The organism is Pedobacter gandavensis, assembly GCF_032678745.1.
GTDB classification, from domain to species: Bacteria; Bacteroidota; Bacteroidia; order Sphingobacteriales; family Sphingobacteriaceae; genus Pedobacter; species Pedobacter gandavensis_C.
Window position 1 is genome coordinate 194,484 of record NZ_JAVTST010000002.1, and the last position, 15,127, is coordinate 209,610.

The window sequence follows — 15,127 nt, forward strand, 5'->3', positions numbered from 1 at the left end:
CTAGTAGGGATGTTGTACCCAGAGAAACTGACCTTTGATGGGGTGATGTATCGAACACCCTCAATGAATCTAGCAGCCGAACTCATCTACCCGAAAAACAAAGAATTATCAGCTGCGAAAAAATTCAGGCAAAAAAAAAAGCAATCTTTTCAGACTGCTTTTAAAACTGGGGTGGAATATGGGGCTCGAACCCACGACCCTCGGTACCACAAACCGATGCTCTAACCAACTGAGCTAAAACCACCATGTTTTTTCAACGTCACAAAAGTACGATTAATATTATTTAATGCAAATATTTTTGAGGTTTAACATCAGCTTTTCTTTTAACCGATTCAATTTCAGCATATTTAATTTTCATAAAAATATTTATTATCGACCATGAATTGCAATTAAAGCTTAAAAACATAGATTTGTCCATATATGATTGAGATTTTTACAGACGGAGCAGCAAGTGGAAACCCGGGACCAGGTGGTTATGGGGTCATTTTACGCTCAGGAAAGCATTATAAAGAACTGAGTGGTGGCTTCCGCATGACAACCAATAACCGGATGGAGTTATTGGCTGTGATCGAGGGATTAAAAGCGATAAAAACTCCGGGGCAACAGGTAACTGTCGTTTCAGATTCTAAATATGTGGTAGATTCTGTAGAAAAGAAGTGGGTATTCGGTTGGGTAAAGATTGGTTTTAAAGGCAAAAAGAATAAAGACCTGTGGATTCGTTTCCTGGATGTCTATAAATTACATGATGTAAAATTTGTATGGATCAAGGGGCATAACGCCCATCCTGAGAATGAGCGTTGTGATCAGTTAGCAGTCGCAGCAGGTAAAAATAAAGCTGCACTAGCAATAGATGTAGAGTTTGAAAAAGAGCGAAATAAAGAAACGTTGTTGTAACGTTCCTTTATTTATTTGCTGAGGTAGGGACTAGCCTACTTGTTTTAAGTTTTGTGGAGTTACTGCGTTGACGTTCATTTCCGCAGAAAATTCAGTCATCATTCCTTCTGCCATATTCACCATCTCTTTAGAGCCGATGAAAATAGAGCTGCGCTGGTGTAATTCAGTAGGCTCTATATCGAGGATTCTGTTGAAGCCATCAGAAGCTGTACCGCCTGCCTGCTCTACAATAAAAGCCATTGGATTGCATTCATACAATAGTCTTAATTTTCCATTTGGTGATTTGGCAGTAGTAGGGTAGATGTAGATCCCTCCTTTAATGAGGTTTCTATGGATATCGCCAACCATGGAGCCAATATATCTGGAGGTATACGGTCTATTGGTTTCTTCATCATGAACCTGTACATATTTCAGGTATTTCTTCACTCCTTCAGGGAAGTGAACGTAATTTCCTTCGTTTAAAGAATAGATATTTCCGCCTTCAGGGATTCTCATGTTAGGGTGAGATAGGCAAAACTCGCCTATGGATGGGTCGAGTGTAAATCCATTCACACCTTTTCCTGTCGTGTATACCAACATGGTAGAAGAGCCGTAGATTACATATCCTGCTGCCACTTGTTGGGTGCCTTTTTGTAATACATCTGCCAATGTCGCTTCACCTTCTACAGATTTTCTGCGGTAAATTGAAAAAATTGTTCCAACGGCTACATTACAATCAATATTTGAAGAGCCGTCCAGAGGGTCGATACATACAATGTACTTCGCATTTTTGGAAACTGGGGAGTCAATTCGTACAAATTCATCCTCTTCTTCTGTGGCTACGATGCAGCATTCTCCACCACTAGTTAGCGCGCTAATGAATTGGATATTGGCAAATACATCGAGTTTCTTTTGGCCTTCGCCTTGAATATTGACAGTGCCAGCATCCCCCAGGATATCGACTAAACCAGCCTTGTTGACCTCCCTGTTCACGATTTTAGCTGCAATTCCTATATCTCGAAGCAATCTGGAGAGTTCTCCTTTTGCGTATGAAAAATCGGCTTGTTTTTCAATGATAAATTGGCCTAGTGTTTTGATGCCTGACATGTTGCTTAGTGTATTTTATACGTTATCTATTTCCTATTTCTATGGCCTCTAAGGTATGGATTTTTTCTTCCGAAATACAAAATCTGATTAATGTTTTCACCTTGTGCCAGCCTGAATTTCCTGCTGCACCGGGATTTATATGGAGACAATTGATTTTTGGATCAAACATTACTTTTAAGATATGAGAGTGTCCTGTGATAAATAACATAGGGGGCTTAGTGTATATTTCACGCTTTAAGTTTGGAGCGTATTTTCCGGGGTATCCACCAATATGTGTCATCCATACATCGACTTTTTCACAGTTGAACCTCAGGTGTTCCGGGTATGCTGCGCGGATTTCCTTGTCGTCAATATTCCCGTAAACTCCTTTGAGTGGCTTAAAGGCGGCGAGTCGCTCGGCTACATCCGGGCCAAAGTCGCCGGCATGCCAGATTTCATCGCATTCATCGAAGTGTTTGAAAACGGCATCGTCAAGAAAACCGTGTGTATCAGAAAGAAGTCCTATTTTTTTCAAAGTATAGCTTTTGTTGTCTACACAAAGCTATGTATATTGATCAGGAGATCCACATAAAAGGGCGGAAAGAAATGTTTTAAAGGCTAGAAATACGCAGTTAAAAAGCCAGGAAGAAATCTTTCAGTAATTGCTTGTAAGCTGCGGTATGAACACCTTTTGATTCATAGATGTAAAAGGTTTCAGATGTTAGTGGAGCTGGTATTTTTTTCGATAAGCAGATGATGTGACGAATTACTGGTCTGCTTAAGTCGGAGCAAATTTCTATCCGTTTTTGAAGGAGTAGCCCATAGGGGATGGCGTCTTCCACTAGTAATTCTGCTTGTTTTACAGGTAATATCAACCAGAAAGTACCCTCTGGGCTTAGGATTTCGCTTGCCTTTTGGAGTAAAGAGTTGAAAAACTCTTCGTCAGCGTGTCTGGCGATCCCTTTTCTAAGTTCCGGATTCTTTAGATCATTAACGAAAAAAGGAGGGTTGGAGACAATCAGTTCGTATTTTCGGCTGGTCTGGTAGTTTGCAATGGGACTGAGGTGTGCGGCAGTACGTATTGCGAATTTTGAACCTGCAAAATTCCCGGTTGCCGCATTTGCAGCAGATTCATCGATTTCTACAGCATCAATCTGCATTTTCGGAAAGCGTTGCGCCAACATCATGGCAATAACCCCGGTTCCTGTGCCGATGTCCAAACCGTATTGAGGATTGTTTTGTGTGGCAATGGCGCCCAGTAGAACCCCATCTGTATTGATTTTCATGGCACAGCCAGTTTGATTGACCTCAAATTCTTTAAATTTAAAAATACTGCCCATGTATGGTAATTGGTTGATATAAAACTAAGTGTAAACCTTAGTGGGGGATTGGAAACGCGGCAAAGGTAAAAAAATAGATTTATTTCAGTTAAATATTGTAAAATCAAATTTTAATGCTACTTTTGTGGCCTTGAAAAAAACATGGTGGTTTTAGCTCAGTTGGTTAGAGCATCGGTTTGTGGTACCGAGGGTCGTGGGTTCGAGCCCCATATTCCACCCCAAATGGGACGAAGTCTTTAAAAGAGACTTTCGTCCCATTTTTTTTGCCTGTAACTCTTTGTTTTTCTGATAGATGAGTCCGGCTGCTAAATTCATTGAGGGTGTTCGATACATGCTTCCATCAAAGGTCAATTTCTCTGGGTACAACATCCCTACTAGGTATCTTTTACCCTCTACGTCAGCCTTTTCATAAAATTCGTCCAATAAGCGTAAGCTGTTCATTGCTTCTTCGGCTATTGGCTTTATATCCAAAATACTATGGTTCTCTGCGTTTAGATCACTTAATCTTGCTTCCAGCCGGGTTATTTTCTCGTTACATTGATCCTTTATTATTCTGTAATCAGCGGCTTCAATATCGCTATTCAGCAAAAGTTCCCTTGCAGTGTCCATACGCTTAGTTTGAGCATTAATGTCCCGAATGTAGTCTTTACGTTCCTCACGTAGTGATTTGGTTTGGTTGTTATAGCTATTTGTAATCAGCTCCACAAACAATTCAGGATAGCCATTCCTTGGCACAAACTGCATGAGTTCTTCAATAAAAGCATCATTGGCTTTTTTTGCATTGTAACGAATACCACATTTAGAAGTGCAATGATAATAAACGACATGTCCTCTTTTTCCTTTTGATGCACTACCCGTAAGCATTCTTGTTGGACATTTGGGGCATCTAAGAAAGCCCCTAAGCGGTAATTCCTTTGGCGTGGCTATTGGAGTTCCCAATTTAGGTTTCCTGTTTTCTATGACCTCCTGAACAGTATAAAACTGCGATTCAGTAATTAAAGGCTCATGAAGTGCTTGCACTAGACGGGCTTCCTCATCTTCAAACTTAGCTAATCTAATCTTTCCACAATACCCAGGGTTTTTGATCGTGTTGTAGAAATTGTTTTTACTGCATTCTATACCCTTTTCGCGCATTGCTTTTAAGATCTGTTCACCGGAATAAATGCCTTCAGCCAGTTGATCAAACACCCACTTCATAATTGACGCTTCCGGCTCCTTCAAGGCAATATAACGCTTCCCATCATCACGAACCCTGTTGATGTAGCCAATCGGAGCTTTACCCATCCAGCGACCTTCTTTTTTGGCCTGTCTCATCCCGACTTTTGTATTCAATCCTCTCCGGTCATTTTCAACTTCTGGAGCTGCAAGATAAAAAGCCAGCATAATCTTATTTTCCGGCACTGCTAGATCTAAAGGTTGTTCTATGGCTTGCGGCTCTATCCCTAACGATCTTAGCTTGTTGATCATCATATAGGCATCGCCTGCATTTCGACTAAACCTATCCCATTTGGTAAATAGTAATAAATCAGCCTTTCCTTTGTTCCTACGTTGATAGATTAATAGCTTTTTCCATTCCGGGCGATTGAATGTTTTTGCAGAATAATCTTCAATAAACACTTCTCTTACTTTGATATTGTGATGTTCACAGTGCCTTTTTAAAACTTCTTGCTGGCTCCTCAAAGAGTACCCTTTTTCCGCCTGCTCGTCTGTACTTACTCTGATGTACAAATCAGCGGTCTTCATAAAATTTGTTTTTTAGTTTCACCATATCGTTCTTTAATCAAACCTTCATTTTGGTGCTGGATTACACGATTTATAGCCTGACTTACAGACAAGTTACTTAATTTATAGAGGAAATCCAATACAGCTTTTGCCTGTTCTATTGTGATGACTGTGCCATGGTCTTTAAGTAGTTTAATCGCTTTTTCAGGATTAACAGTAAGTTTTTCAAATCTTAAATATTGTTGCATACTTTGGAAGTTTAAACCGCAAATCTGGATAGATACAAAGTAGCTTCATCACTAGTAATGATGAATAAATTTTAAAAAGACCGTCTTAAAAAAGAATTATACCATAGTGGTTTAAACATGTTTTATTAATAATTCTGCTATAGTTTATAAAATAGATCTTCTTTTAAATCCCTACGTGTTATATCAGAGTGTAGTTGTGGATAATTAATTATATAGCCACTGTAACCAATACGTTTTAAAATCAATGTATAAATCAACCTATGCATAATTAAAGTCATGAAATAAACTTCTTGAAATACTATATCATCGGAGTTATCAGAAACAGGGAGTTCGCCATGTTGAAACTTATCTCTTGCTTTTAGAGCAGATTTTTCGTCCTTGTTTGGATCATAACCGACTATCTCGAATGATCTTTTAAGCTTGTCTGTATTAGTAGGAGTGTTTAAATTTTCTATACGATTTTTAAAAATCAGACGAGCAGGTTTATTTTCGTCGTTTGGAGGCAACATTTCATCTAATGTTTTTAGAAATTTAGTCTTCAGTTCTTTGAATACTTCCTTTGTAACTGGTTTTGGTCTGTTTTCATTATTTTCTTCCATAAGAACCGCTGTTATTGCTTCAAGTGCAAGGCTATATGCTGATCCCTTTATTTCCAACGCAAGTAGATTTCCTTGGAGAGTAACTATAACGGCGCGGGATATCGGTTCATTATTATAAAATAATTCGCAAAGAGCACTAAATATGGGCTCTTCAATCTCAACGAGATCATCGATCCATTTTTTGACTTTAACTTCATTTGCCTTAATTTCTTTTTCATCCTTACCTGTCATGTTGTGAACAGAGTACGCATTTGTAGTATGGATTCTATAGCCTGTCATTATGGATTCACGGTAAGTCGAATAGCTTACATCATTTATTTGACCAAATTCGGCTGTCGTAGAAGACAAGATAAAGCCTTCATCTAAATAAAGATTCCCATAAAGAAAACCCAGAGCAAGTAAAATGTTATGGCTTATATTTTTAAACATGTGTGCATTACATATATCTGTAGTATCAATTACTAGATATGAATTTTCATCAAACTTAAATTCAAAAAAATGATACTCATGATTATTAATAATGACCTTTATAAGGTTCCGGTCTTTTACAGATAGGTCAGCAGTATAGCTCCATCCTCGAACCTCCCGTAGCTTCCCATGGTTCGAAATAACTGGAATTACAAGTCTTAAATACTTCCCATCAAAGTTAGAATCATCTCCAGCGGTTGAAAGTCTGTCTATGCTACCGGTTATTTCAATAGTTGGATCATCACTGTTGAAATCCGTAAAGTGCTGATTCAGATGGATCGCATTTTCAGGAATAAAATATGTACTATTTGTACTGGTTAATTTTACAGGTTGAGAAAATTTAACAGAATGCATTTGGCTGGAGTTGTACCCCGCAAACGGTTTAAAAAAAATTTTTGCTGAATAAGCTTTTTCAACCTTAACAATGGATATATCGTAGTTTTTTAAAAGGTAATGCTCTGTCTCTAATTTTAGAGTTTGAGGCGCTTTTATTGCATCAATTGCATCGAAAGTTGAGCAAAGGGATTTATGAATCATGTGGAGCATATTAGTTTAACAACTTAGTAGTTAACTAAAGATACTTTTTTATCTCTACTAGAGACCAACTCACTTTCAGTCTACTCAATTTTGGACTATCAAAAAACAGATAGCCATGAGCAGACAAAAAGATCCAAATGTAAAAGGTAGAAAGTTTAACGGCACCCCTCACCTTAAATTTAAAATGGTGAAACAATCAACCCGGCAGAGAATTCGGCAATTGCTGAGGAGTTTCCTCCCATTGGAACAGATTCATTCAATCCAGAAATTAGAAAAGAAATCACAATAATTTCTCCCCAACCCATCAATCTTCATTTCACCATTTATCAGAGTTTAAAAGCACTTCTGTAAGGAGATTTCTGTAGCCCGTGTGGTCTAAGCAAAGATATATTTTCGTCCACGAAAACCATTCTCGATGGCTTAAATCGGCTGCGGAACTTGCCTCTTTTAACTTCTATACATACATGTCATGCCAAGAAAGAAATCTCCTCATCCTGATCAGCTTCTTACCCGTTTTGTACGGACAAGAGTAACAGAAAAGAGTTACCTGCGACTGGATAAGATCCGCCTGAACAGTGATTGCCATTCTGTTGGTAGTGTAGCAAGAAAAATATTGAGCCAGGAAAAGATCACAATGTTCCATAAGGACATGACCCTTAATTCCACTATGGAAGAACTGGCGCTGATCCGTAAGGAATTAAAGGCAATCGGTATCAACATCAACCAAATCACACGTAGCTTTAATCAGGATAAAGCAGAAACGCACAGGGCATTTTATGTATTGAAAATTGCAGACCAATATAAAAAGGTGGATGCAAAAGTAGATGATCTGTTAATCCTCATTTCCAAACTCGCTGACAAATGGTTGCAAAAATAACCGCAGGGAAAAGTATTCGTGGGGCACTGCACTACAATGAGAACAAAGTAATTGAAGGCGAAGCTATTTTGATTATGGCAAGTGGGTTTGCTGGGGAAATTGAGCAACTAAATTTCAATCAGAAATTGAACCGCTTCCAGCATTTATTGGAATTAAACCCTAATGTAAAAACGAATACCATTCACATTTCACTAAACTTCCATTCCAGTGAAAAGCTTGACGATACAGCGTTACAACAGATTGCAAATAGCTATATGGAAAAGATTGGCTATGGTGATCAGCCTTTTCTGGTTTACCGCCACGATGATGCCGCCCATATGCACGTACATATAGTAACGACAAACATCACCGCCCAGGGAAAAAGGATTGATCTACATAACAATGCGCTGAAGTCCGAAGAAGCTAGAAAGGTAATTGAGGAAGATTACAATCTCATCAAGGCAGAATCCAAAGCCATTAAACAAGAATCTGGAATCATAAAGGCCGATCCGCAGAAAGTGAAGTATGGTAAAATACCTACGAAACGGGCAATCAGTAACATCATCACAGCAGTCTCTAGGGATTATAAGTTTACATCATTAGCTGAATATAATGCCGTCCTGAAATGTTTTAATGTAACGGCATTACGCGGTGCAGAACATACACCTATGTATCAGAATAAGGGATTGATGTTCTCTCTACTAGATGCAAGAGGTGTCCCTGTAGGTGTTCCAGTAAAGGCCAGTTCATTCTATAGTAAACCTACACTGCGAAACCTGGAGAAGAAATTTGAAATAAACTCGGATAAGCGAAAGAAACATAAGGTTAATCTTAAACAGCGGATTGATCTGGTATTTGGCAAATACAGTAGTATTACCAAATCCAAATTTGAGGAAGAAGCTAATAAACTCAGAATTGACCTTCAATTTAGGGAAAATGAACAAGGGGTGATTTTCGGCATCACGTTTATAGATCACCAAAATAAAGTGGTATTCAATGGTAGTGATTTAGGAAAAGACTACAGTGCAAAATCAATTACGGAAAGGTTCAACAAAATCAGTAAACAGATTAATGCCGATAAGAAACCAATATTGCGCCCTGCACTTCGAAGGGAACGTCAAACTGATTCCATCTCAAATACTTATTTAAGATTACCCAATCCTAATTTATTAGAAAAGTTATTGGATACACCACAACCTGAATATAATACAGGAATACCACGTAAAAAGAAAAAGCGTAGAAAACGCTATCAACAAATCAATCAGGAACTCACTTTATAAAACTAAATTATGAATACCGGAGAGGATACACAAGGCTTACGTAAGATCATTGATCTGACCAGGCTAATCAGTATAGCCATACTAGTCATTCACTTTTATGTCTTATGCTATAAAGATTTTCAGCTATGGGGTTTTACAGCTGAAATCACAGATCGTATAATTAGCAATATTGTTAAAACGGGGCTTTTTAGCGACTGGCTTAAACCAAAACTGGCAACCTTATTGTTTTTGTGTATATCCTTGCTGGGCACAAAAGGGAAAAAGGATGAGAAAATTCAAAAGAATAGCATAGTTGTTTACCTGTTAGGTGGTACGTTAATTTACTTTCTTAGTCTGTTGGTGTTTTACTTATCAGGAAGTATCTTTCTCATATCTGGCTTATACATTGGCTTGACTAGCATCGGGTATTTACTGATCCTTACTGGTGGCACTTGGCTGTCAAGACTGATTAAGTTGAATCTCAGCAAGGACGTTTTTAATTCGGAGAATGAAACCTTTCCGCAGGAAGAACGGCTATTAGAAAATGAATACTCTGTCAATTTGCCCACAAAATATAGACTTAAAAACCAAGTCAGAAATGGCTGGATCAATTGTGTGAACCCTTTCAGGAGTATTTTGGTTTCTGGGTCAGCAGGTTCAGGAAAGACTTATTTTGTCATCCGGCACATTATAGATCAGCATTTAAAAAAGGGATTCTCCATGTTCGTGTATGATTTCAAGTTTGATGATTTGAGTAAAATGGCCTATAATAAGTTGCTTAAATACTATAAGAACTATAAGGTTAAACCGAAATTTTACGTCATTGACCTGGAGCATCCCAAACATCGTTGCAATCCCCTCCATCCTGAAAGTATGGATGACATTACTGATGCTACAGAATCAAGTAGGACGATCATGCTCGGTTTAAACAAGGAATGGTTAAAAAAGACCGGAGATTTTTTTGTTGAGAGTCCGATTAACTTTTTGACGGCAATCATCTGGTACTTACGTAAATATAAGAATGGTCAATATTGCACCCTACCGCATGTGATAGAACTGATGATGATCGATTATGGCCCTTTGTTTACCCTACTGGAAAAAGAAGAAGAAATTAAAGCATTGATTAATCCGTTCATCTCAGCCTATAGGAACAATGCAATGGCGCAGTTAGAAGGACAGATTGCCAGTGCCAAGATTGGATTAGCGAGACTATCATCCCCACAACTGTATTACGTCCTGTCTGGGAATGATTTTACTTTGGACATTAATAATCCCGATGCCCCAAAAATTGTGTGTATGGGGAATAATCCCCAAAAAATTGATACTTATGGTGCGGTATTGTCTTTATATGTAAGTAGGCTATTGAAACTGGTTAACAAGAAGGGTAAATTGAAGTCCAGCCTAATTTTTGATGAATTTCCGACTTTAGTAGCAATGGGCATCGTTAGCACGATCAGTACAGGCAGATCCAATTTAATTAGTTGTACGCTGGGAATTCAGTCTATTGAGCAGATGAAGAAGGAATATGGTAGCGAATTTGCCGAAATCATTGCCGGGATTTCCGGTAATATTATTAGTGGCCAGGTTACTGGTGATAGCGCCAAGAAGCTTTCTGAAACTTTTGGTAAGATTGTACAAGACAGGGAAAGCGTAAGCATCAACAGTAGTGAAACATCTGTTTCGAAATCGACCCAAATGGATTATGCTATACCAGGATCAAAGATTGCTACTTTATCTTCGGGCGAGTTTGTAGGTATTGTAGCTGATAGCCCAAATGAAAAGATCAATCTGAAAATGTTTCATGCAGAAATACAGAATGACCACGAGGCTATTGCATATGAAGAGGCTCTTTATGTGCCTATTCCTTTGATAAAGGAAGTCGGTTACGATGATTTACAGGAGAATTACATTAAGATCAAAAATGATATTCAAAAATTGTTACAAGATGAGTTGAAAGACCTGCAAAAAGAAACATCATTAACCAAGTCTAGTGCTAAAAAACGCCCAATCCGTAAAGCAGTTCCATTTCCAAAAACTAAAGGAAATCAAAAACCTATGTCTATGTAATTCTCTTTAATATAGCAACTAAGATATAGAACAATTAAGCCATAAACATCCAATAACAAAGCAGTTGTTTTGACATGTGGTAACAATAAAAATTGGAATGATACCTGTAATCTGTTATTGGCTCAATATATCTATCGGTAGAAATGAAAGGTATTTTATTGCCTGTATGTTGATATCCTGATTTTACCTTTCTCTTCCGTTGCGTTCTTAATATATCCTGAACTGAGCAATTTATTGGAAAAAGCCCAATTTTCCTGGGTGCTTTCCAATTTAGGTCTTTTTCCAAGCATAGCAATTTCTGAATAAGGTTTAGGTAAGGCGGTTAAAACACTTGTAATTTCAATCTTAGTTAAAAGCGCAATTTTTCTGAAAAGTAACTTTAATCGCTGATTGCTATCGAGACAGTTGAGTAAAATATGAAGAAGAATATTTTTAGTTACCTGCACATGATCATTATTAATCATAAATAAGCCAATTATACTGGATACTCTAGCGCTGCCGATTATCACAGCTTCATCGACATGATTTATAATTTGCATTTTGTTTTGATCCGTGAAGGTTTTTGAAGCTAATAATTCAAATACTTCTATTTCCTCTATCGTATAATCATCAATCGCTGCAATAAATGCTACCTGCTTTTGCTCGATTAACATTATATGCAATTTTTCATAATTGTCTCGTAGTGAGTCGTAATTGGAAATATTCAAGGTTAAGGAATTACTATCTATAATTAAACTCACTTTCTCAGTGGAGAGTTCCTGAAAAGCCAAATTACGATAGGTATAAGGTACAGATTTTAAAAGAAGCTTATAGCAACTATTATGAATACTTTCTTTAAGTATCAAGCTCTTTATAAATTTCTCAACGGTAATCAAGTCTGGGACTGGATTTTTATTGTCTATCATGGCACCTGAAAGGTCTTTTGCATTAGACTCTATATTTATAAAATCCACAATATATTCATCGAGTACATCTTCAATCTCATGGTAATAATAAATCAGATTTTGCCATTTTGCTGTGAGCTTGGACGTTTGGAGCAAAAGCTGAGCAATTTCGATCAACTCGACATTTTCAATATCAATGACCTTAGTATTTACCTGATCAATTACCGCTTCCTTATTTTCCACTGACAGGTTAGCATGATTTAGTAAATCAAGTAAAGCACCTTCATCTTCTTCAGTATTCTTATCAAGCATTAAATAAACACCTGAAACATAGCTATCAATATACTGATCGATATAAGTAGTTAAATGGGCACATCCAGATTCGCTAATAGCATAGAAATTCTTTCTGTTAAAATCATCTTCGTTATAGTTACCGTTCAAAATAATCATAGATCTGATCATCTGCTCATTAAAAACATAGTGATATTTATGATAAACGAATAGTGCAAGTTCTTGTGGGGCGTTAAGGAGGTTGAGGTGAATGAATTTTATATCTAAAGCTGTAATGACTTGCTTTATTTTCTCGGTATTAATATCAATGTTTAAAAAGTCAAGACTACTAGCGATTTCGGCCTTAAGTTTAGATTTGGATGCAAGAAGTTTGATATCATCAATTTCAGCAAATTTCATGATCAGTATAAAATAGACGTTGATCTGTTCCTTCGAAAATAAAGATTGTTGGGAAATAAAATGCCACATGTTTTGCCAAACCTTAGCAAGCTCTTTAATGAATAGCCCCAAATTCTTACTATCATCTATGAAGCCATTGATAAAGGCAATTGAATTATCCGATTCATTTTTTAGAATATCAAAAATCAAAAGCTTTTGAGTTTTATTAGTCGTTTTTAAAAGTACATGATCTAATAAATCATAATTAAGAATATAATCCTTAGTAAAGTCTATAGGATCAATCTTTGGTATCAGTTTGTCAATTTTATTCAATTTATAATCGAACTCACTTGAAATCTGTGCTTTCACGTTTAATAGGAATTCGCGGTCTTCCTTTGTTATGCTACCTTCATAAAAAATAGAGATGTAATCCTGGTAGTCTTCATTTATATATCCATTTCGCAACAATATATTAACAAGTTGTAACTGTTTCTTATTTTCAAGTTCCATATTACAGCCTCCTAAGGCGATAATATCTTTTATTTTAAAATGCCGGATTTTAGTTTTTTCACTTTCCAGTTTGGTTATTCTTACTTTGAGGTCCTCAACTTTATCAGTATTCCACTCATTCAGTCTATTTAGACGTTCCAAATAGGTATGGTCCGGATCAATTTCAGCTTCAATGTCAGTGAATTTTAAGTTTAAAGAACTACTAGCCACAGTATAGTTGTTGTATCCGTTTGTAAAAAACTGATAACTTACTTTATCGTTTAAAAAATACTCAAATACAGTTTCAGTAGTTACTTCATGGAATTTATAGGTTTTGCCATTCATAACAAAAGCACAGATGTTTGATAATTTTTCAAGATATTTATATACGTATATCATTCTAAGCTGATGGACATCGGTAATCTGGGTTTCTTCAATTTCTTTAATATCATTTCTGATTCCATGTATCTGATCATCAACCTCTTTTAACTTCTCTTTAATAAAAAAAGCTTTCTTATTGAAAACGTTATACAGTTGCCCTTCTCCCTTACTTAAATCAACAAAATCATTTGGATAAATATTCTTATAGACAACCATAGATATTAGCTTGTCCTGATTTAATTTACCTAATTTTTTGTGATAGATATAAAACTCATTGGTAATATTGTACAGCAATCTCATATCATCTATGAAAAGCGACAAATTTTCAATTAGTTCTGATTTAATAGTATAATTATTGTTTTTGACGATTTCAAGGAGCTTTTCATTTGAATTGGATGAATTTATAACTGGTATCACTGGGAGAATAAAGTCAAAGAACTTGGTGCGGTCTTTGTCCTTAAACATGTCATCCCTCACCGCGTAGATAAAAACAATGTCCCGCTTTATCTTATCCGAATAATTAAGTAATAAGTTTAATTCACGAAGCTTTGTGAAAATTTCCGTTTGTTCAAACCTGTCTAAATCTTCAATTATCACTACGGTATAGTCGGTTACTTCAAAAAAGTATAATAACTCATCCAAATGATTATTGAGAATAGATTTACTAATGTTCTTATTAATTTCAATTTCTGCATCATGAACATTGAGTTTGCTAACAGTTATACTGCTAATTGTGCGAATAGATTTGAAGATAATATAGAAGTATCCAACGACGGCGATTATTAAACTTGAAAAAGTTAATAATTGTTTAGTTAGATTAGAGAATTGGAACCCGACTAAATCTTCCAACCAAGTCTGTTTAATCAAGTGTAGTGTCGAAATAGCTAAAAGAAATAGCCCTACAGATAACAGCCATAATTTTTTCCGTTTAAAACTTTTGATCTTTTTGAAACGAGAGTCTGGGATCTTATCATCCTCTTCATGATAAAAGATTTGTTGAAGAACACTTAACTCAATCAATCTTAGTAAATCGGATCCCTTTGGCGAATTCTTATTTGCAGTTTCCTCTTTAAATGTAGCTAATGAAATATTAAGAAATGACAAATCAGGGTCACTATTCTGAGCTTGAAATGTTTTGAGTATACTGCTTTTTCCTGACCCATAAGTTCCAGTAATGGCAAGATTTTTAATATCGGCCTGTTTTCGGTTTTTAAGTGCCCATGTCAGTGCTTTTGTATATTCGCCTTCTGGATCTGCATTACTTATAGGTGATAAAGATTGAAATGCGTGTTGAGGAGTGGTATTAAGGTTAATAGTTTCCATTGAACTAGCTTCCATTTTTATAATTCCCCGTTGAAGCTGACGGTCAAAATACCTGAGTAGCGCTAATAAATGATTTTTCATATTTATTTTGGGGTTATTATGCTGGCTGAATACCAAAACTCTCTTTTCAAATATACTCAAATGCATAATTTTAGATAAAATAATTTCTTCACAGGCCAAAAAGATATTCCTAAGGGTATAGCGAAATATCCTTAATGAGCTTTCATCTACATGTTGTAAGCTCTAAAGGTTTCTTTATCAAGCGATTCGAGTCAGATCATGATAATACATATATCTTAAAAATAAACAATTATTGATATTTTAGA

The 15,127-nt window shown here is 36.4% G+C and carries 10 protein-coding genes, 2 tRNA genes and 1 pseudogene; 5 read left to right on the top strand and 8 right to left on the bottom strand.

The window, feature by feature from the left end; translation table 11 throughout:
• Positions 1–167: 167 nt before the first annotated feature.
• Positions 168–244 (bottom strand) — tRNA-His (locus R2S10_RS08495).
• Between the two features lie 176 nt (positions 245–420).
• On the opposite strand from R2S10_RS08495, the gene rnhA reads away from it, so the two are divergent.
• A complete protein-coding gene (gene rnhA / locus R2S10_RS08500; RefSeq protein ID WP_316840025.1) occupies positions 421–894 on the top strand; it encodes a ribonuclease HI in 474 nt (157 codons plus the stop codon).
• Positions 895–924: 30 nt separating this feature from the next.
• Here rnhA and fbp read toward each other — a convergent pair whose 3' ends face one another.
• The 3 genes from fbp to R2S10_RS08515 all read right to left on the bottom strand — a co-directional run bounded on the left by fbp (position 925) and on the right by R2S10_RS08515 (position 3,245).
• Positions 925–1,980: a class 1 fructose-bisphosphatase gene (gene fbp, locus R2S10_RS08505; RefSeq protein ID WP_316840026.1), complete on the bottom strand. Its 1,056-nt coding sequence runs from the start codon at positions 1,978–1,980 to the stop codon at positions 925–927.
• Positions 1,981–2,002: 22 nt separating this feature from the next.
• A complete protein-coding gene (locus R2S10_RS08510) occupies positions 2,003–2,494 on the bottom strand; it encodes a metallophosphoesterase family protein (protein WP_316840027.1) in 492 nt (163 codons plus the stop codon).
• A gap of 97 nt (positions 2,495–2,591) precedes the next feature.
• A complete protein-coding gene (locus R2S10_RS08515; RefSeq protein ID WP_316840028.1) occupies positions 2,592–3,245 on the bottom strand; it encodes a tRNA1(Val) (adenine(37)-N6)-methyltransferase in 654 nt (217 codons plus the stop codon).
• 198 nt (positions 3,246–3,443) lie between these two features.
• On the opposite strand from R2S10_RS08515, the gene R2S10_RS08520 reads away from it, so the two are divergent.
• Positions 3,444–3,520 (top strand) — tRNA-His (locus R2S10_RS08520).
• Between the two features lie 787 nt (positions 3,521–4,307).
• Here the strand turns inward: R2S10_RS08520 and R2S10_RS08525 are convergent.
• From R2S10_RS08525 to R2S10_RS08535, 3 genes and pseudogenes are all read right to left on the bottom strand, one after another.
• Positions 4,308–5,042 (bottom strand): annotated as a pseudogene (locus R2S10_RS08525) (recombinase family protein); the annotation flags it as partial.
• Positions 5,039–5,269: a hypothetical protein gene (locus R2S10_RS08530; protein WP_316840029.1), complete on the bottom strand. Its 231-nt coding sequence runs from the start codon at positions 5,267–5,269 to the stop codon at positions 5,039–5,041. The gene R2S10_RS08530 and the pseudogene R2S10_RS08525, both read right to left, overlap by 4 nt.
• A 137-nt stretch (positions 5,270–5,406) precedes the next feature.
• The gene (locus R2S10_RS08535; RefSeq protein ID WP_316840030.1) at positions 5,407–6,873 is read right to left on the bottom strand and encodes a hypothetical protein; all 1,467 of its coding nucleotides are present in this window, start codon (positions 6,871–6,873) and stop codon (positions 5,407–5,409) included.
• A 469-nt stretch (positions 6,874–7,342) separates the two neighbouring features.
• Between R2S10_RS08535 and mobC (R2S10_RS08540) the strand changes: the two genes are divergently transcribed.
• Genes mobC (R2S10_RS08540) through mobC (R2S10_RS08550) form a run of 3 tightly spaced genes read left to right on the top strand, consistent with a single transcriptional unit; the run spans position 7,343 to position 11,055 of the window.
• Complete coding sequence (gene mobC / locus R2S10_RS08540) at positions 7,343–7,750, top strand: plasmid mobilization relaxosome protein MobC (RefSeq protein WP_316840031.1); 408 nt, start codon at positions 7,343–7,345, stop codon at positions 7,748–7,750.
• Positions 7,735–9,009 carry a relaxase/mobilization nuclease domain-containing protein gene (locus R2S10_RS08545; RefSeq protein WP_316840032.1) on the top strand — a complete coding sequence of 425 codons (1,275 nt, stop codon included), beginning with the start codon at positions 7,735–7,737 and terminating at the stop codon, positions 9,007–9,009. The genes mobC (R2S10_RS08540) and R2S10_RS08545 overlap by 16 nt, the downstream gene beginning before the upstream one ends.
• A 9-nt stretch (positions 9,010–9,018) precedes the next feature.
• Positions 9,019–11,055, top strand: coding sequence for a conjugal transfer protein MobC (gene mobC, locus R2S10_RS08550; protein WP_316840033.1), 2,037 nt, complete (start codon positions 9,019–9,021; stop codon positions 11,053–11,055).
• A 155-nt stretch (positions 11,056–11,210) separates the two neighbouring features.
• On the opposite strand, the gene R2S10_RS08555 is transcribed toward mobC (R2S10_RS08550), so the two are convergent.
• Positions 11,211–14,942, bottom strand: coding sequence for a hypothetical protein (locus tag R2S10_RS08555; protein WP_316840034.1), 3,732 nt, complete (start codon positions 14,940–14,942; stop codon positions 11,211–11,213).
• Positions 14,943–15,127: the final 185 nt, after the last annotated feature.